13 protein-coding genes and 1 pseudogene are annotated in these 18,784 nt (G+C 71.6%); 9 read left to right on the forward strand and 5 right to left on the reverse strand.

Going from position 1 to position 18,784, the window contains the following annotated elements; all coding sequences use genetic code 11:
• The first annotated feature begins 33 nt into the window (after positions 1-33).
• The 5 genes from ABD785_RS23455 to ABD785_RS23475 all read left to right on the forward strand — a co-directional run bounded on the left by ABD785_RS23455 (position 34) and on the right by ABD785_RS23475 (position 9,757).
• A complete protein-coding gene (locus ABD785_RS23455; protein ID WP_344831959.1) occupies positions 34-1,269 on the forward strand; it encodes a cytochrome P450 in 1,236 nt (411 codons plus the stop codon).
• A gap of 1 nt (position 1,270) precedes the next feature.
• The gene (locus ABD785_RS23460; protein ID WP_344831961.1) at positions 1,271-2,875 is read left to right on the forward strand and encodes a peroxidase family protein; all 1,605 of its coding nucleotides are present in this window, start codon (positions 1,271-1,273) and stop codon (positions 2,873-2,875) included.
• Positions 2,872-5,001, forward strand: coding sequence for an alpha/beta hydrolase family protein (locus ABD785_RS23465; protein ID WP_344831963.1), 2,130 nt, complete (start codon positions 2,872-2,874; stop codon positions 4,999-5,001). Before ABD785_RS23460 ends, ABD785_RS23465 begins: the two co-directional genes overlap by 4 nt.
• Positions 5,002-5,011: 10 nt before the next feature.
• Positions 5,012-5,230 (forward strand): hypothetical protein, encoded by a 219-nt coding sequence (locus ABD785_RS23470; RefSeq protein ID WP_344831965.1) that lies wholly within the window; start codon positions 5,012-5,014, stop codon positions 5,228-5,230.
• 201 nt (positions 5,231-5,431) lie between these two features.
• Positions 5,432-9,757 (forward strand): galactose-binding domain-containing protein, encoded by a 4,326-nt coding sequence (locus ABD785_RS23475; RefSeq protein WP_344831966.1) that lies wholly within the window; start codon positions 5,432-5,434, stop codon positions 9,755-9,757.
• A gap of 1,525 nt (positions 9,758-11,282) precedes the next feature.
• Here the strand turns inward: ABD785_RS23475 and ABD785_RS41370 are convergent.
• From ABD785_RS41370 to ABD785_RS23495, 4 genes are all read right to left on the reverse strand, one after another.
• Complete coding sequence (locus ABD785_RS41370; RefSeq protein WP_425547813.1) at positions 11,283-12,038, reverse strand: hypothetical protein; 756 nt, start codon at positions 12,036-12,038, stop codon at positions 11,283-11,285.
• Positions 11,930-12,481: a helix-turn-helix domain-containing protein gene (locus tag ABD785_RS23485; protein WP_344831970.1), complete on the reverse strand. Its 552-nt coding sequence runs from the start codon at positions 12,479-12,481 to the stop codon at positions 11,930-11,932. The genes ABD785_RS41370 and ABD785_RS23485 overlap by 109 nt, the downstream gene beginning before the upstream one ends.
• A 65-nt stretch (positions 12,482-12,546) precedes the next feature.
• Positions 12,547-13,479 carry an alpha/beta fold hydrolase gene (locus ABD785_RS23490; RefSeq protein ID WP_344831972.1) on the reverse strand — a complete coding sequence of 311 codons (933 nt, stop codon included), beginning with the start codon at positions 13,477-13,479 and terminating at the stop codon, positions 12,547-12,549.
• Between the two features lie 51 nt (positions 13,480-13,530).
• Positions 13,531-13,989: a GNAT family N-acetyltransferase gene (locus ABD785_RS23495; protein WP_344831974.1), complete on the reverse strand. Its 459-nt coding sequence runs from the start codon at positions 13,987-13,989 to the stop codon at positions 13,531-13,533.
• Positions 13,990-14,048: 59 nt separating this feature from the next.
• On the opposite strand from ABD785_RS23495, the pseudogene ABD785_RS23500 reads away from it, so the two are divergent.
• Positions 14,049-14,212: pseudogene (locus ABD785_RS23500) on the forward strand (phosphoadenosine phosphosulfate reductase domain-containing protein); the annotation flags it as partial.
• 37 nt (positions 14,213-14,249) lie between these two features.
• Here ABD785_RS23500 and ABD785_RS23505 read toward each other — a convergent pair.
• Positions 14,250-14,915 carry a TetR/AcrR family transcriptional regulator gene (locus ABD785_RS23505; protein WP_344831977.1) on the reverse strand — a complete coding sequence of 222 codons (666 nt, stop codon included), beginning with the start codon at positions 14,913-14,915 and terminating at the stop codon, positions 14,250-14,252.
• An 83-nt stretch (positions 14,916-14,998) separates the two neighbouring features.
• Here ABD785_RS23505 and ABD785_RS23510 point away from each other — a divergent pair, with 83 nt between their 5' ends.
• Genes ABD785_RS23510 through ABD785_RS23520 form a run of 3 tightly spaced genes read left to right on the forward strand, consistent with a single transcriptional unit; the run spans position 14,999 to position 18,745 of the window.
• Entirely contained in the window at positions 14,999-16,555 is a 1,557-nt protein-coding gene (locus ABD785_RS23510; RefSeq protein WP_344831978.1) for a class I adenylate-forming enzyme family protein, read from the forward strand.
• Complete coding sequence (locus ABD785_RS23515; RefSeq protein ID WP_344831981.1) at positions 16,542-17,270, forward strand: SDR family NAD(P)-dependent oxidoreductase; 729 nt, start codon at positions 16,542-16,544, stop codon at positions 17,268-17,270. The genes ABD785_RS23510 and ABD785_RS23515 overlap by 14 nt, the downstream gene beginning before the upstream one ends.
• Positions 17,267-18,745 carry a class I adenylate-forming enzyme family protein gene (locus tag ABD785_RS23520; protein WP_344831983.1) on the forward strand — a complete coding sequence of 493 codons (1,479 nt, stop codon included), beginning with the start codon at positions 17,267-17,269 and terminating at the stop codon, positions 18,743-18,745. The genes ABD785_RS23515 and ABD785_RS23520 overlap by 4 nt, the downstream gene beginning before the upstream one ends.
• Positions 18,746-18,784: the final 39 nt, after the last annotated feature.

An 18,784-nucleotide genomic window follows, 5' to 3' on the forward strand; every position in this document is an offset into this window, starting at 1 on the left:
TCTGTCCGGTCACCGCTCCGGGAGGTTCGCCGCATGCAGACAGCCACCTACCTCGCCGAATACGACGCCCTCCCCGATCCCGCCGCGGCCCTCGCCCGGCTGACCGGATGGCTGCGCACCGACTGGCGGGCCCTGTTCGCCGAGCTGCGCAGGGACCGTCCCGTGCTCGTCACCCCCGCCTTCACGCTGGTCACCTGCTATGACGACGTCACCGAGGTCCTGTCGCGGCCCGGTTCGTTCCCGGTCAGCGCCTACGTCCCCGCCATGGAGGCCGCGCTCGGCGGACCGAACATGCTGACCCGCGACGGCACTCCGATGGCCCGCCGGGAGAAGGGCCTCATGCAGGTGATGCTCGCACCCGAGGACGTGCCCGCGCTGCGCGCCCTGACCGGGGAGCTCGCCGACGAGGCGCTCGACGCCGCGGACGGCGACCTGGAGGCCGTCGGGGCGCTGTTCCGCGGCGTCCCCCTGAAGGTCTGCGCCCGGTACTTCGGCTTCCCCGGCCCCGACGAGACGACCCTGTCGCGCTGGTCGCGGGCCGTCATGACCGACGTGACCGCGAACTTCGCGGGCGATCCGGAGGTCCACGCCGCCTCGGTCGAGGCCGGCGCCGAGATGATGGCCTACCTGCGGGAGCTCGTGGCCGCACGGCGGGCCGGCCCTGACGGCTCCGACGTGCTCGGCAGGCTCGTGCGCACCCGCCTGCCGGAGGAGCTCGGCTTCGACGACGAGCGTCTGGCGATCAACGTCGCCGGGCTGCTGCTCGGCTTCGTCGAGAACGCCGCGGGCTCGCTGACCCATCTCGTGTGCCGTCTCCTCGAACGCCCGGAGCTCCACGCCGAGGCCGCCCTCGCCGCCGCCGACCCGGACAGGTTCGACCCCTACGTCTGGGAGGCCCTGCGCTTCGACCCCTTCCTCAAGATGATCGTCCGGTACGCGGCGCACGACCACGTCCTGGCGAGCGGCGGGACGATCCCCGGCGGCCGGCTGGTCCTGGCGGCGGTCGCCTCGGCGATGTTCGACGAGACGGTGGTCGCCGATCCCGCGGAGTTCCGTCTCGACCGCCCCGACCACACCCGCCTGCACTTCGGCCACGGCCCGCACACCTGTCTCGGCGTCGACGCGGGCCGCGTCGTCATCGCCGAGACCGCCCGCCGCCTCCTGCTCCGGCCGGGACTCCGCGCCGAGGGCGAGGTGCTACGGGATCGTGGGATCTTCCCCGACCGGCTCGTCCTCCGGCTGGACTCCGACCCCAGGAAAGGGGCCTGACGTGCGCTTCCCGGTCTCCGAGCAGCCCCGCAGCGCGCGGAACATCGCCTCCGACGGTGCCGTCAACAGGCTGCGCTTCCTCGCCCTCACCCGCGCCAGGCCGCTGTGGCGGCTGGTCGAGACCTCGCCGCCGGTCCGCAGGCGGCTCAACGCCCTCCTGATCGACCAGGCGGTCCGCGAGATGCCGGCCCGCCCCGAACCGCTCAGCACCCTCGCCCCCTACACGTCCTGGACGTCGCTGACCGACCGCACCTACGCGGGGCGCCATCTGCCGCCCGTGCCCGACCAGGACAGCGGCAGGCCCACCGTCGAGCGCGCCGCCGACCTGTTCACCCGGGAGGGGCCGATGGACCCCTGCCCCCGCTCGACGGTCCTGTTCGCCTACTTCGCCCAGTGGTTCACCGACGGCTTCCTGCGCGGTGAGTCCCGTGAGCCCCGCGACCCCCGCCGCAGCACCTCCAACCACGAGATCGACCTCAACCCGCTCTACGGCCTCGACGCCGCCGCCTCCTCCGCGATCCGGGCCCACGAGGGAGGCCTGCTCAAGAGCCAGATCATCAACGGCGGTGAGTTCCCTCCCTACCTGTGCGAGAAGGGCGAGACCAAGGCGGAGTTCGCCGCGCTGAGCGCCGTCCGGATGGAGACGCTCCCGCCCGGACGCCGCGACACCCTGTTCGCCATCGGGGGCGACCGCGGCAACGTCCAGGTCGGCTTCACCATGATGACCGTGCTGTTCCTGCGCGAGCACAACCGCCTCGCCCGGCTGCTGGCCGGGCAGAACCCCTCCTGGGACGACGAGCGGCTGTTCCAGACGGCCAGGAACATCGTGATCGTCGAGGTGATCCGGCTCGTCGTCGAGGAGTACATCAACCACATCACGCCCTACCACTTCAGGTTCCTGCTCGATCCCCGCATCAGCCGGGCGCTGGCCGCGGCTCCCTGGCACCGGCAGAACTGGGCTTCGGTCGAGTTCAACCTGGTCTACCGGTGGCACGGCCTCGTCCCGTCGGCGCTGAGCGTCGGCGACCGCGAGCTGCCGCTGGCCCAGACCCTCTTCGGCGGTGACCTCATCCCCGAGCCGGGCCTGGGCCGGCTCTTCGAGGACGCCTCCGAGCAGCGCGCGGGCCGGATCGGCCTGTTCAACACCGATCCGGCACTGCGCCCGGTCGAGGTCTCCTCCATCGCCGACGGCCGCGCGCTCGGGCTCGCCTCCTACAACGACTACCGGGCACACTGCGGATTTCCCCGGGCGGGGAGCTTCGGCCAGGTGTCGGGGCGTCCCCGCGTCCGCGAGGCGATCGCCGGTCTCTACGGTGACGTCGACGACCTGGAGCTGTACGTGGGGTTGTTCGCGGAGGAACCGGGGTCGCCGAAGGCGGTCCTCCCGCCGCTCCTCACGAAGATCATCGCCATCGACGCCTTCTCCCAGGCCCTCACCAACCCGCTGCTGGCGCCGCGGGTGCTCAACGAGGCCACCTTCACCGGGCTGGGCCTGCGCACCATCGCCTCGACCAGGACCCTCGCCGACGTCGTGGCGCGCAACACCCCCGAGGACCCGCGGCCCCGGTTCGTCAGCATGACCTGGCGGGGGGCGCTGCGCCCGTGACCGAACAGCGCGACGATCCGGCCGCCCTGCTGGCGGCCGCCCGCGAACTCGCCGAGATCGCCCATGTGCTGCGCACCGCCTCCGCTCACGCTACGGCCGCCCTCACCGATCCGGCGCTCACCGCCTCGCTGCGCCGCACGCCCGGCCCCGGGCTCCGCGCCCACCGGGCGCTGCTCGGCGCGCTCACCGACCGGGCGGGGCTCGGCTGGGCACTGACCGGAGGAGCGCTCGGGGCCGTCGGCGCCAAGCTCGGCGGACTCGTCAACGCCGGCTCCCTCCCGATCGCCGTCATGACGACCTCCCTGCGCCTGAGGATCGCCGCGGTGACCCTGCGCAACCCGGAACTGGCCGCGGATCCGCTGCTCAGCGCCCTCCAGGACGCGGTGGCCGCCGACAGCGCCCTCGGCTCCGCCCGGGCGCTGCGCGAACTCGTCAGGGACCGGGGCATGGCCCGCACGCTCAGCGCCATGGCGCCGATCTTCGGAGAGATCCTCGCGCTGCGCGCCCTCCTCGACCAGAACCCGCTTAACGACCACACGGCCTGGCTGATCGCGAGCGGCATGGGCACCGCCACCGCCGATCCCCTCACCGGGCTCAGCAACCGGGCCATCGCCAGGCTCGACTCCGGCCGGGGAGCGGCGGTGCGCACCGAGCCCGAACCGGGGGAGGAGGCCGGGCTCAGCACCCGGGCCTCGCTGCTGGGGTTCCTCGGCGATCTGCTGGTGATCCGGCCGACCGGGCGCGCGGTCCTGGAGACCGTCCTCGGGCCCGACGGGGTGGAGCGGCACGTTCTGCTCGCGCCCGGCATGCGGATGGGCGATCCGCAGACCGATTCGCCCGGCGACCTGCTCGGAGCGTTCAGCAGCACGGTCCTGGACGGCGGCCCCTACAGCCGGTCGCTGGCCAAGGCCGTCGCGGACTACGGACTTCCCGAGGGCGCCGAGCTCGCGCTCGTCGGGCACAGCGCGGGCGGCGCCGCCGTCATGAGCCTCGCCCAGGACGCCGCCTTCGCCGCCCGCCACCGCCTCACCCATGTGATCGCCATCGGCTCGCCCGTCGACTTCAAGAAGCCCGCCTCGCCGGAGACCTGGGTCGCGAGCGTCACCAACCAGCACGACATCATCCCCAGCCTGGACGGCCAGGGCGCCGGGAACTGCTTCGACCTGCATCCCGGCTGGTACGTCGTGGACTACACCGATCCCACCCACGTCTTCCCCGCCTGCCACAGCCTCGAGCAGTACACCGCCAACCTGACCCACGACCTGCCCGAGGCCCGCGCCCACATCGAGGAGCGGCTCGCCTCCTACGCGGGACCCGTCGTCCGGCGTCAGGTCTACGCGCTGCGCGACCACGCGGCCGCACCGGCGGGCTTCCCCTTCCTGACCGTCCCGACCTACGCGCACGCGACACCCGGAGGGAACGTCGACCTGCCCGCGGGCACGCCCGACGCCACGACGTTCACGGCCTGGTTCGCCGCCGATCCCGCCGCCGCGGAGGATCTGCTCGCGGCCGAGGGACGGGGCGAGGCGGTGCGGGCCGGTCACCGCGTTCTGGCGGTGCTGCGCGCCGTCGACCATCGCGGCGGCACCCTCGGCGACCACCAGGAGGTGACGCTCGCCCTCCTCGTGCACGACCCCTGGCGGAATCGGCCGGTCGGAGTCTGGCGCGACCTGCTGCGCCCGCCGGGGCTGCGGCGCACCGGGCTGCTGCCCCTGGACGTCGTGGTGAGCACCGTCTGTGCCGGGGACGCCCACCGGCACCTGTGGGAGGAGCCCACCTTCACCGCGGAGGCCAGCCTCGGACTCGGCGGGGCCTCGGTCAGGCTCTCGGTGGAGGGCGTTCTCGGGCTGACCGGCGCGCTCGGTCCCGGAGTGCCGGGCAGGGCCGCCGGCACCGTCCTCTACTCCGGTTCCGGCGGCACGACGCTGCGGTCCTGCCTGCACGCCGACGGCCGGGTCACGGCGCATCCCGCGCCGAGGGCTCGGCTGGCCGCGGGACCCGGCGACCATCCGATGGCCCGCCACCTGCGCGACCTCGGGCTCCACGGGGCCCGTCCGCTGCTGTGCTGGACCGGTGCGGGCCAGCGCCTGCGCCGTGACGCCGCCGTCCCGCTGCCGCACTCCTGAGGAGCCGCCTGTGCCGACCGACCCGCTGACGGCGCACGCCGCGACCCTGTCCGCCGACGCGGCCGCCGTCTCCGGATGCGCGCGGCGCCTTCGCGCCCTGGCGTCGGCGGCCGACGCCGCGTTCCCCGCCTGGTTCGCCGAAGCCGTGAGCGCCCATCTGACGGCGTGCACGATCGCCGCCGAGGACCTCTCCCGCGCCGCGGAGGAACTGGCGGCACTCGAAGCCTGATTCTCGATTTTTGCGATCTATGTACATGTTTCTTGCTTTGATCTGTCTGGCTCTTGCGTCGCGTTGTCCGGTTCATTAGGGTTCGGGCTGCGTCCTGCCTCCCAGGGACACATGCCATCCACCCCCCGTGGGGCGGCCGCGGGTTCCGTGGTCGCCGAACCAGAGAGGCAGCGGAACGCGATGCGTAGCAAGCGCAGGCGAATGAGACTTCTCGCCGTGACGGCGATGATGGGACTGGCCGGGGCACTCGCCTCGGTCGTCCCGGCGGCCCCGGCCGGTGCGGCCGGAGGACCCGATCTCGCGCTGGGGAAGACGGCCACCGCCAGCAGCTCGAACAATCCCTACGGCCCGGGCAACGTCGACGACGGCAACCAGGGCACCTACTGGGAGAGCTCCGGGACGACCCTGCCGCAGTGGGTCCAGGTCGACCTCGGTTCGTCGGCGAGCGTCGACCAGGTGGTGCTGAGGCTTCCCGCCGGATGGGAGGCCAGGACGCAGACGCTCTCGGTGCAGGGGAGCACCAACGGCACCGCGTTCAGCACCCTCGCCGGATCGGCGGGCTACTCCTTCAACCCCGCCTCGAACAACGTCGTGACCATCGACTTCACCGCCGCGAACGTGCGGTACGTGCGGGTGAACGTGACGGCGAACACCGGATGGGCCGCCGCCCAGCTGTCGGAACTGGAGATCCACGGGGCGGGAACGACGCCCGACGGGACCAACCTGGCCCAGGGCAGGACCTTCTCCGCGGGCAGCACCTCGGGCGGGCTGCCGGCCTCCAACGCCGGTGACGGGAACCAGGCGACCTACTGGGAGAGCGCGAACAACGCCCTGCCGCAGTGGATCCAGGTCGACCTCGGCGGCGTGGTCGCGGTGAACCGCGCCGTGCTGAAGCTGCCGCCGGGATGGGAGACCAGGACGCAGACGCTGACCGTCCAGGGGAGCACGAGCGGTTCGGGCTTCTCCGACCTGCTGCCGTCGGCCGGCTACAGCTTCAACCCGGCGACCGCCAACACCGTGACGGTCGACTTCACGGCGACCACGACGCGCTACCTCCGCGTCGCCATCAGCGCCAACAACGGCTGGCCCGCGGGTCAGCTCTCCGAGCTCGAGGTCTACGGTCCCGGCGGCCCCGTCGACGGCACCCCGCCGACCGCGCCCGGAAGTCTGGCCTACACCGAGACGACCCCCGGTCAGGTCAGGCTCACCTGGACGGCCTCCGCCGACACCGTCGGCGTGACGGCCTACGACGTCTACGCCAACGGCACCCTGCGCGCGTCCGTCGCCGGGTACGTCCTCACCTACACCGACACCCAGCCGACCAGCGCCTCCGTCTCCTACCAGGTCAAGGCGCGTGACGCCGCGGGCAACACCTCCGACGGGAGCAACGCCGTCACCCGCGCGGGCGACACCACCGACCACACCCCGCCCACGGTCCCCGGCGACCTCGCCTACACCCAGCCCGCCGCCGGTCAGATCAGGCTCACCTGGAAGGCCTCCGCCGACGCCGTCGGCGTGACGGCCTACGACGTCTACGCCAACGGCACCCTGCGGGGGAGCACGGCGGGCAACGTCCTGACCTACACCGACGTCCAGCCCGAGACGGTCACCCTCTCCTACCAGGTCAAGGCGCGCGACGCCGCCGGCAACACCTCCGACGGGAGCAACACCGTCACCCGCAACGGCACCGTGACGGGCGGATCGAACCTCGCCTCGGGCAAGCCGATCACCGCGTCGGGCGTCACCCAGAACTTCGTCGCGACCAACGCCAACGACGACAGCACGGCCACCTACTGGGAGGGCGGCGGCGGATACCCCAACACCCTCACGGTGAACCTGCGCCTCCAGGCCGATCTCAGCAAGGTCGTGGTGAAGCTCAACCCCGACGCCGCGTGGGGGCCGCGCACCCAGACCATCGAGGTCCTCGGCCGCAACGGCTCCGGCTCCTTCACCAGCCTGGCCGCTCCCGCGCTCAGGAGCTTCAGCCCGTCCAGCGGCGGCAACGCGGTGGAGATCCCGCTGACCGGCCGCTCCTCCGAGGTCCAGCTCAAGATCACCAGTAACTCCGGTGCGGGAGCCGGCCAGGTCGCCGAGTTCCAGGTCATCGGCGTCCCCGCCCCGACCCCCGACCTCACGGTCACCGCCGCCTCCTTCACCCCGGCCGCGCCGATCGAGACCGACGCCGTCACACTCCGGGCGACCGTCCAGAACAGCGGCACCGCGGCGTCACCGGCCTCCGGCGTCGCCTTCACCCTGGGCGGCACCAAGGTCGGCACCGCCGCCGTCGGAGCTCTCGCCGCGGGAGCGTCCTCGACCGTCACGCTCGCCGTCCCCGCCAGGAGCGCGGGCACCTACCCGCTCTCGGCCAGGGTCGACGAGACCGACCAGATCATCGAGCTGAACGAGCTGAACAACGCCTTCGACGGCGCTCCGCTGGTCGTCACCGAGGCCCCGGGCCCCGACCTCCAGGTCCTCGGCATCACCGCCGGCCCGTCGAACCCGGCGGTCGGCGCGGCCGTCTCCTTCACGGTCACGGTCAAGAACCGCGGCATCACCGCGACCGGCTCGGCCTCGGTCACCCGCGTCACGGTGGGCGGCACCACCCTCAACGGCGCCACCCCGGCGATCGCCGCGGGCGCGACGGTCACGGTCCCCATCAGCGGAACCTGGACGGCCACGAGCGGAGGCGCGAACGTCACCGCGACGGCCGACGCCACCGGCGTGCTGACCGAGACCAACGAGTCCAACAACACCTTCACCCAGTCGATCGTGGTCGGCCGCGGCGCCGCGGTCCCGTGGACGTCCTACGAGGCCGAGGCGGGCACCTACCAGGGCACCCTGCTGACCGCCGACCCGCTGCGCACCTTCGGCCACACCAACTTCGCGACCGAGTCCTCGGGCCGGCAGTCCGTGCGGCTCGGCTCGACCGGCCAGTTCGTCGAGTTCACCTCCGCGAACCCGACCAACTCGATCGTGGTCCGCAACTCCATCCCCGACGCCCCCAACGGCGGCGGCATCGATGCCACCCTCAGCCTCTACATCAACGGCACCTTCGCCCAGAAGCTGAACCTCTCCTCGAAGCACAGCTGGCTCTACGGCGACACCGACGGCCCCGAGGCCCTGACCAACAGCCCCCAGCCCGACGCCCGGCGCCTGTTCGACGAGGCCCACGCCCTGCTCGCGCAGAGCTACCCGGCGGGCACCAGGTTCCGCCTCCAGCGAGACGCCTCCGACACCGCCTCCTTCTACATCGTCGACACCATCGACCTCGAGCAGGTCGCGCCCGCGGCCGCCAAGCCCGCCGAATGCACCTCGATCACGGCCTACGGCGCGGTCCCCGACGACGGCAACGACGACACCGCCGCCATCCAGGCCGCGGTGACCGCCGACCAGAACGGCACCATCTCCTGCGTGTGGATCCCGGCGGGCCAGTGGCGCCAGGAGAAGAAGATCCTCACCGACGACCCGCTGAACCGCGGCCAGTTCAACCAGGTGGGCATCAGCAACGTCACGATCAAGGGCGCGGGAATGTGGTACTCCCAGCTCTCCACGCTCACCCAGCCGCAGGACGCCGTGGGCGGCATCAACCACCCGCACGAGGGCAACTTCGGCTTCGACATCGACGACAACACCCAGATCTCCGACATCGCCATCTTCGGCTCGGGCCGCATCCGCGGCGGTGACGGCAACGCCGAGGGCGGCGTCGGCCTCAACGGCAGGTTCGGCAAGAACACGAAGATCAGCAACGTGTGGATCGAGCACGCCAACGTGGGCGTCTGGGTCGGCCGCGACTACGACAACATCCCCGCGCTGTGGGGTCCGGCCGACGGCCTGGAGTTCAGCGGGATGCGCATCCGCGACACCTACGCCGACGGCATCAACTTCAGCAACGGCACCCGCAACTCCAAGGTGTTCAACTCCTCCTTCCGCACCACGGGGGACGACGCCCTGGCGGTCTGGGCCAACCGGTACGTCAAGGACCCGTCCGTCGACATCGCCCACGACAACCACTTCGTGAACAACACCGTCCAGCTCCCGTGGCGGGCCAACGGCATCGCCGTCTACGGGGGCTACGGCAACACGATCGAGAACAACCTGATCTACGACACCATGAACTACCCGGGCATCATGCTCGCGACCGACCACGACCCGCTGCCCTTCTCGGGCACGACGCTGATCGCCAACAACGCGATCTACCGCGGCGGCGGCGTGTTCTGGGGCGAGGACCAGGAGTTCGGCGCGATCACCCTGTTCGCCTCGACGGTCGACATCGTGGGCGTCACCATCCGCGACACCGACATCTACGACTCGACTTACGACGGCATCCAGTTCAAGACCGGCGGCGGCAGCATGCCGAACGTCAAGGTCACCAACGTGAGGATCGACAAGTCCAACAACGGCGCCGGCATCCTCGCGATGAGCGGAGCCCGCGGCAGCGCGACCCTCACCAACGTCACCATCACGAACTCAGCGGACGGCGACATCATCACCCAGCCCGGCTCCACCTTCACCATCACCCGCCCCTGACCCCACCCACCCAGGCGTGCCCCCGACTCCCCGGGGGGCACGCCTCCCGCGTCTGAGGGCGGGCTAGGGCTGGAATTTGAAGCAGGGGGAGAACTCTGAGGTGCGGCCGGCGACTCGGGGGACGCCGTTGCCGGAGGTGGCCGTGAGCGTGACGTAGTGGCCGGGTTTCACGCGTTGGGTCATGATCGTGCTGCCGGTGCCGGGGAGGGTGCCGGCGCCGAGGAGGGCCGTGCCGATGAGGGTTTGGCCCTCGCCGTTGCCCGAGGGATCGCAGGTGTCGCTCGCGAAGAAGTCGATCTCGGTCGTCTCCGACGCGGAGGGGTCCTCGCGGAAGCTCGCGGTGTCCCAGCCGACGCTCGAGACGCCCAGCGAGTTCGTGATTCCGGTGACCAGCGGATAGTTCTGAAGGCCGTTGGGACCGGCGTCGGAGTCGTGGTCGTCGTTGGGCAGCACCGCGCCGTCGCGGCTCAGGTCAATGCCGAGACCGCCGTTGTCATGGATGCTGTTCCGCACGACGGCGTTGAGCACGCCGCTGTCGACGGCGACACCGGCGCCGTCGTTGTCGGCGATCACGTTGGGCCTGAAACCGGCCCTGCCGGCGCCGCCGACCTGTGTGGCGTCCCCGCCGAGGATCTGAACGCCGTCACCGCCGACGCCGAGGTTCGCGGCGTTGCCGAGATCGACCGTGCCCGTCGCGTCGGTACCGATGTGGTTGCCCCACACGACGTTCCCGACCCCCTTCCTGGGGTCGGACTCATCGTCGATCGAGATCCCGTAGAACCTGTTGCCGGAGATCACGTTGCCGGCGTGTTCCGCGTCTCCGCCGACGATGTTCAGGCTGCCGGTGACATGGACGCCGCCGAAGTTCTCCAACGGGATCGTCTGCCCGGCGTCGGTGCCGATCGTGTTGTGCGTGACGAGGTTCCCGTCGCCGGCCAGGTCGACGCCGGGGCCGGTGACGGTGTTGGCGATCTGGTTGCCGCCGAGGTCCGCCGTGCTGCCGATGGCGTTCCCGGTCGAGCCCGCCTCGATCACCACGCCCTTGGTGTTGCCGAAGTCGTCCGAGCCGGTGCTGCCGGCACCGATCTTGTTGCCCAGGACCACCGTCCTGGTCGCCGAGCCCTGGAGGAGGATCGCCGGACCTCCGTTGGAGGAGATGAGGTTGCCGGCGCCTTCGAGGGACCCGCCGATCCTGTTCTTTTCGCCGCTCACGACGTTCACGCCGCCGCCGCGGTGCCCGCTGGACTTCTCCGAGCCGGTCGGGTCGGTTCCGATGATGTCGCCCTGGACCTGGTTGTCACTGCCGGCGATCTTGACGCCGTAGGCCTTGTCGCCGCTGAGCAGGCCGCTCCCCGCGATGACGTTGCGGTCCTGGGCGATCTCGCTGCCGATCTCGTTTCCATCACCGGTGACATCGATCCCGTCGCCCGACGTGCCCTGGACGAACGACGGCGCGGGCAGCGGGTTGGTGGGGGAGGTGATCGGCTGGTGGGTTCCGATGTAGTTGCCTCGCACCCGGTTGCCGTCACCGATTACCTTGATCCCGTCGTCGCCGGCCTTGCCGATCAGAAGGCCGCTGATCGACGAGCCGTACGTGTTGACGACGAGTCCGTTCGTGGCGTCGGACGCGTGGATCCAGATCTGGATCCACGCGGGCGAGGTCGCGGTCGCGGCGGCGGCTCCCGGTTGCGTGTATCCGCGGACGTTCACCGGATCGGTGATCTCCGGCAGGTCGGACTCCAGCGTGATCGAGAACGGGCCGGGCCCCAGGGGACCCGTGGTCGGAAGGTCGAACTCGATCGCGTCCGCGGGGCAGACGGCCGGGGCCAGGGAGTTGGCGTTCGCGTCCAGGATCGCCCGGCGAAGGCTGTCGGGCCCGGAGTCGTCGGTGTTGAGGACTCTGAACACCGATGGGCCAGGACACGCCGCGGCTCCGGCCGGCGCCGCCCCGACGGCCGCCGACACCACGAGGACGACGGCGGTCAGCGAGGACGTCACCTCCGAAAGCCTGAGTCTCATCATCGGAGCCGTCCTCGCGCGCCGCGCGGAGGACGGCCGGTCTGTGCGTCTGTCTTCCATGGAGCCCAGCGTCGTCACGGACGCCCGCGCCGTCGTTGCGCGTCCGCGCAGGACCCTTGGCATTGCGTGCGGATTCGCGGCACTCCGCGGGCGTCATCGCGTGCGCGGCGCGGAAGGCCCGGCTGAAGTCGGCCGGGCTGGTGAAGCCCCACCTCGCCCCGATGGCGGCGACCGGCCGATCGGCGAGCGCCGGATCCGCCAGGTCGCGGCGGCACGCCTCCATGCGGCGGCTCCTGATCCACCCCGCCACCGAAGCCCGTGGTCGTGGAAGAGCTGGTGCAGCGACCGCAGCGACATGTGGTGCGCGGCCGCGACCTCCGCGGGACCCAGCCGGGGATCTCCCAGCCGCTGAAGGACGAACCCCTGGACGGTGGTGAGCAACGCGTGCCTGCGCTTCTCGGACGTCCCCCATCCGGTGATGTCCAGCTCGCGTGCCATCCGCGTCGCCAGAACCTCGAGGGCGGCCGTCGCCAGCCGTGCCCCCTCCGCCGGGCTGTAGTGGTCGACGTTCTCCGCGAGCTGCGTCAGGAACCGGGCCGTCAGGTCTCCCACCCCGGGCGTGGGGGCCATCGGCGTCCCCAGCAGCTCGCGGATGCCCTTCCCGCCCAACGGCAGCAACGCCGGCGGGAACAGGAAGCACATCATCCGGATGGGCCCCCCGCCCGTCCCGCCGAGCCCACATCCGCCCTCACCTCGACGCCCACCCCAAGCTACGCCCGGCCACCCGCCCCGCCCAGCTCCACATCCGGCCCTGGCCTCAGCGCCAGGAATCGGAGCATGGCGGCGGCTATGTCGGGATAGTCCGCTCCCAGCCAGATCATGTGGCTGAGGGCGCGGCTGTCGATCGACCTCGCGTTGGGAAGGCTCGCGGTGAGGGCTTCGGCGTGGGCGTAGGAGACCGACCCGTCGCTGGGTGCGGCGATCACCAGGGCGGGCTGGACGGCCAGGGAAGCGTCGGCGGCCGTGCGTGCGCAGCGGTCCGGGGCCGCGAGAACACGGAGATCGTTGAGGAAGCCGGCGCTCGACCGCATCCGCGAGAACAGGTCGAGCAGGGACGCGCGTCCGGAGGTGTCGAGGTCGGCCAACAGCTCGGTCACGGGCCTGCAGGTGAGTTCGGGCAGCAGCAGTCGCAGGGCGAGGCGGGGCGCCTGGCGGGTCATCGCGTGCAGGAGCGACCAGGTGACCGCCTCGATCCGGGGATGAAAGACCACGCCGCCACCCCACCGGGTGCGGCGGTCGGGCCAGGGCACAGGCCCGACCGCGCTCTGCAGGATGAGCCGCTGCACCAGGATCGGATGACGGGCGGCCAACGACACCGCCGGGGGACCTCCCGCCGACTGCCCCACCACGGCGGCGAGCCGTCTGAGCCCGAGCACATCGCACAGCTCTGCGACCATGTCGGCGCAGCGCTCGGGAGGACAGCCTCCCAGAAGCGCGGGGGTTCGTCCGTAACCCGGCCGCGACGGTGCCAAGATCGTGTAGCCCGCTTCGGCGAACGCCTCCTCGCCCAGCGGGAGTCCGGCCCGCATATGGCCGCCGTGCAACATCAGCACCGCACGCGGACCGCGGCTCTCCAACCGGTACTCCATCGGCCCCGAAGAGAGCCCGGCCATCTGAGTCGCCCGCTCCACAACCGCCATCATCCTTGACCGCGGACCGGATCTCCAAGGCCAGGGGTGTGGCTTTCGTGGTTCTCAGGGGGTCGCGAAGCGGATCATGGGGCCGAGTTCGCCCTGGACGGTTTCGAAGGGCTCCATGCCCAGGCGGGTGATGACGGAGATCGACGCGTGGTTGGCCTCGTCGATCTCGGCGATGACGCGGATCGGGGTCGTGGCCAGGACGGCGCGTGCAGCCTCGGTGGCGTAGCCCTTGCCCCAGGCGGTGGGGTCGAGGCTGTAGATGAGTTCCCACGCGTCGATCTCGTCGTGGAGGCGGATGCCTGCTGTGCCGATGAGGGGACCGGTCGCTGATTCGCGGAGGGTCCACAGGCCGTGTCCGTGGGCGGCGAAGGAGGCGTCGCTGGCCGTGAGAGCGGCTTCGAGCTGTTCTTCGGTGGGGGCCAGGCCGTCGAAGAGGTAGGCCTTGACCTCGGCACGGGACCAGTGGGCGCGCAGCGCGTCGAGGTCTTCGCGCCGCAGGGGTCGGAGGGTCAAGCGTTCTGTTCTCACAGAATCAACCTTACTTCGTAAAGGCCCCGGGCGTGTGCTGCGAGCTGTTCTCTGGTGGTAAGGACTGCATCGTGATGCTGCGCCTGGCGGAGAAGGCGTTCGCTCCGGCGCCGGTTCCGTTTCCGGTGATGCATGTGGACACCGGTCACAATTTCGATGAGGTTATCGGGATCGGAAGGTCGCCGAGCTGGGTCTGCGGCTGGTGGTGCGTCGACGGCGGGCAGATCATGCCCGCCTGACGGCCGTCAGCGCATCGGGGTGGACAGGAAGGCGGCGAAGGTGATGTCGGTCAGCTTGTCCGTCACCTCGTCCCGTTCGAGGGTGATGAGATGACGCAGGGACTGCACGAAGTTCATGCGCTCGATCATCATCAGGCACGACAGCGCGGTCAGCTCCGCGGAGTGCGCGTCGCGTCCCGCGTCCGCCATCGCCGTGGTCATGGCCTTGCTGAGCTTTCCCAGGATGTCGATGCCGTCGGTCCACAGATCCTCGCCGACGGTGTCGGGCTGGGTCAGGAGCCGGATCACGGCGGAGTGGGTCGCGTACAGGTCGCCGTACTCCTGGATCCAGGAGCGCAGCGCCGCGTGCCCGGCGGGGGAGGGCAGCACCATCGGGAAGCGCTCGGCCAGCTCCTCCACGTCGTGCATGGCGTCCCTGGCCAGGGCCTTGAACAGGTCTTCCTTGTTGGAGAAGTAGAGGTAGAAGGTGCCGTGCGACGTTTTAGCGATCTTGACGACGTCGGCGACCCGGACCTGGTGGTAGCTCATCTCGCTGAAGGCCGTCCGGCCCGCGTCGAGAAGCCGGCGCATCGTGTCGCGCCCCTGCTTGCGCAGGGCGCGTTCGCGCGCGGGGGCGCCGCCCGACATCGACGGCCGGTGCTGGACGGTGCCGTCGGTCTTCTCCACTGACATGCACCAAGGATAGCGGTGCCTGACATGGGCGTCGGGCTCCATATGGCCAAGATCTCATCCCCGACGAGAGAAGAGGAGGCGCCGTGTCCCTGACCGGCTCCGAGGCTGACGCCACCGTCACAGGCACCGGACGGCCCGGTATCGCCGGTGTCCTGGACCGCGCCCTGTCCGAGCGGCCGGGTGCCGTCGCGGTCGTCGGCAGGTCGGGTGAGCTCACCTACGCCGAGCTGGACGCCGCCGCCGACCGGGCCGCGGCCGCGTTCTCCGAACTGGGCGTCGGCCCGGGAGACCGGGTCGCGGTGTGCCTGCCGAACGATCTGGACATCGTCATCGCCTTCCACGGGGCGATGCGGCTCGGCGCGATCTGGACGGGCGTCGGCGAGGCGCTGGCCGTCCCGGAGAAGCGGCGGCTGCTGGAGGACGGCGCCCCCTCGATCGTCATCGCCCTTCCCGGCGTCGCGGCCGAGCTCGGCGACCGGTGGCGGGCCGTCGCCCTGCCGCTGTGGCGCTCCCTGGTAGCGGCCGCCGGGCGGCCCCCCGCCGTGGACGTCGACGTGCACGCCCCCGCCGCCATCGCCTACACCAGCGGGACGACCGGGCTGCCCCGCGGTATCGTGCACAGCCAGCACAACCTCCTGCTGCCCGGCGAGGTCCTGGTCACCACCCGAGGCTGGGGTCCGGAGCTGCGCAAGGGCGACTGCCTGCCGCTGACGATCCTCAACATGATGGTCCTCACCACCCTGCTGACGGCCCGCGCCGGCGGCGTGTGCGTGCTCATGGACCGCAGGGACGCCGAAGGCGTCGCGGAGTGGATCGGCGACCACGGCGTGACCCACTGGAACGGGGTCGCCGCCCAGCTCAGGGATCTGGCCCGCAGGAGGCTTCCCGGGCTCGCCTGCCTGCGCGAGGTGTGGAGCGGCGGCGCCGACTGCCCCGAGGAGGTCCGTACGGCCTTCGCCGACGCTTACGGGCTCGTCCCGCGGACCACCTACGGGCTGACCGAGGCCCCGACGGTCGTGGCGATCGATCCGGTCGGCGACCGGCACGCCGCCCCGGCCAGCGGCCTCGTCCTCGGTCATCTGCTCGTCCGGGCCCTCGACGACGCGGGGGAGGCCCTGCCGCCCGGCCGGGTGGGGGAACTGTGCGTCTCCGCGCGGCCGGACGGTCCCTGGGCCGGGCGCTGGCGGCCGCCGCTGGGCGTCTGGAGCGGCGGCGCCGTCGAACCCTGGCCGCCGGGCCCGCTGCGGACCGGTGATCTGGGCTCCGTCGACGACGACGGCTGGCTCCGGGTCGTCGACCGCCGCAAGCTCGTCATCGTCCGGGGCGGCGCCAACGTCTACCCGGCCGAGATCGAACGGATCCTGCTCGCCCAGCCGGGGGTCACCGGCGCCGTCGTGTTCGGCGTCCCCGACGACCGGCTCGGCGAGCGCGTCGGCTGCCTGGTCGAACTGGACCCGGCGGCCACCTCCCTGGAGGAGCTGCGCGGCGTCTGCTCCACCCAGCTCGCCCGCTACAAGGTGCCCGAGCGATGGGCGACCGTCGCCGCGCTGCCGCGCAACGCCATGGGCAAGGTCGTCCGCACCGGCCTGCCCTCCCTGCTGCCCGTCCCACCGAAACGAGAAGAACGTGAACCCTGCTGAGCTGGAAGAACCTTCCCGGACGGCCGTCGTCACCGGGGGGAGCGGCGGCATCGGCCTCGCCTGCGCCGAGGTGCTCGTGGCCTGCGGCTACGACGTGGTCCTGACCGCGAGGACCGAGGGTCCGCTGCGCGCCGCCGCGAAAAGGATCGGGGCCCGGTGGGTCGCCGCCGACGCGGCCGATCCCGGCGGATTCGCCCGGGTCGTCGAGGCCGTCGAACGGGTGGACCTGCTGGTGCACGCCGCCGGGACACTGGCCGGGACCTTCGTGCGCAAGGAGCGGCTCGAGGACTTCGACGCCGTGATCCGGGCGAACCTGCGCTCGACCCTCGTGACCGTCCAGGGGGTGCTGCCGAAGATGCGGGCGGGCGGGCGGATCGTGCTGATCTCCTCCTCGTCCAGCGAGAGCGGGATGAAGGGCCGGTCGGCCTACTCGGCGTCCAAGGCCGGGATGAACGCCTTCGCCGAGTCGCTCGCCGCCGAGCTGGAGCGCGACGGGATCAACGTCAACGTGCTGATCCCCGCGCCCGTCGAGACGCCGATGCTCCAGGACGTCGCGTTCGAGATGCACGCCATCCAGCCCGAGGACGTCGCGGGCGTCGTGGGGTTCCTCGACGCGCTCGATCCGCGGGTGGTCGTCCCCCGGATCTCGATGCGCGCGGCCGCCGAGGGCCCGCTGGCCGCCCGGACCGTCATCCCGCCGAAGGCGCGGGCATGAGCGCGGCGGCGGAGCCGTCGTTCGGCGCACGCCTGCGGCGGCTCGCCGAGGAGGACCCGGACGCCTGCTCCCTGGTCGTCGTGGACCACGGCGGCGGCTTCCAGAGCCTGACCTGGCGGGAGCTGGACGAGGCGGCCAACCGGTGGTGCCGGGCGTTCGATGCCAGTGGAACGTGCGTCGGCGACCGGATCGCGCTGGCGGTGCCCAACTCGGTGGACCTCGTCCTCGCCGCGCTCGGCGCCTGGAAGGCGGGGGCGGTGCCCGTCCCGGTCCGGTGGGACCTGCCCGGCTGGGAGCGGGAACGGGTCCTCGCCGCGATCGACGCCGCCGTCGTCATCGACGCGGGCCGGCTGGCGGAGTTCCGGGCGCTCGCCGGCGCCCAGGAGAGCGGCCCGGTCGAGGACCGGGTGCCGCCGCAGCACAGCGGCATCTGCAGCAGCGGAGCCACCGGCACCCCGAAAGTGATCATCAACGAGCGTCCCGCGGTGTGGTCGCCCGAGCTGTCCAGGCCGTTCCTCGAACACTGGGAGCCGGTCGCCCGTCCGCAGGTCGTCCTGGTTCCGGGGCCGATGTACCACACCAACGGGTTCGCGACCCTGAACTCCCTCCTCGGCGGGGACCGGCTGGTGGTGCTGGCGCGGTTCGACGCGGTGCTGGTCCTCGACGTGATCGAACGGCACGGGATCACGACCTTCACCGCGACGCCCGCGATGCTCCAGCGCGTCGCGGCCGTCGAGGGCGCGGAGAAGCGGGACCTGTCGGGTGTCCGGTGGATCCTCCAGGGCGCGGCGGTCATGCCGCCAGCGCTGCTGCGCACCTGGTTCGGGCTGCTCTCGCCCGAGCGGATCGTCATGGCCTACGGCATGACGGAGAACCTGGGGCTGACCGCCCTGCGCGGCGATGAGTGGCTGGAGCATCCCGGCAGCGTCGGCCGCGGGTTCCGCGGCACCGAGATCAGGATCCTCGACGCCGGCCTTGAGGACGTGCCCACCGGAGAACTGGGGGACGTCTACCTGCGGTCGCCGATGACCGGCAGCTACAGCTACCGGGGCGGCGCCGCGATGCTGCCCGTCACCGAGGACGGTTACGGCTCGGGCGGCGACATCGGCCACCTCGACGAGGACGGCTTCCTCTACATCGCCGACCGTCGGGTCGACATGATCATCACGGGTGGGGCCAACGTGTTCCCCGCCGAGGTCGAGAGCGCCCTCATCGAGCATCCCGGCATCGCCGACGTGGTCGTCATCGGGCTGGCCGACGAGCGGTGGGGCAGACGCGTCCACGCGGTCGTCGAACCGGCGCCGGGCCCGGCCGCGATCACCGAGGCCGAGGTCGTCGCCTTCGCCAGGGAGCGGCTGGCCGCCTACAAGGTCCCCAAGACCGTCGAACTGATCGACCGGATCCCCCGGACGGCCGCCACCAAGGTCAACAGGTCGGAGATGGTGCGGACACGCGACGGCGCAATCCAGCGGTAACGTCCTTATCGCAGTTTCGGAGTACACTTCCCGACGGTG

Origin of the sequence: Actinocorallia longicatena (genome assembly GCF_039534125.1) — a bacterium.
GTDB classification, from domain to species: domain Bacteria; phylum Actinomycetota; class Actinomycetes; order Streptosporangiales; family Streptosporangiaceae; genus Actinocorallia; species Actinocorallia longicatena.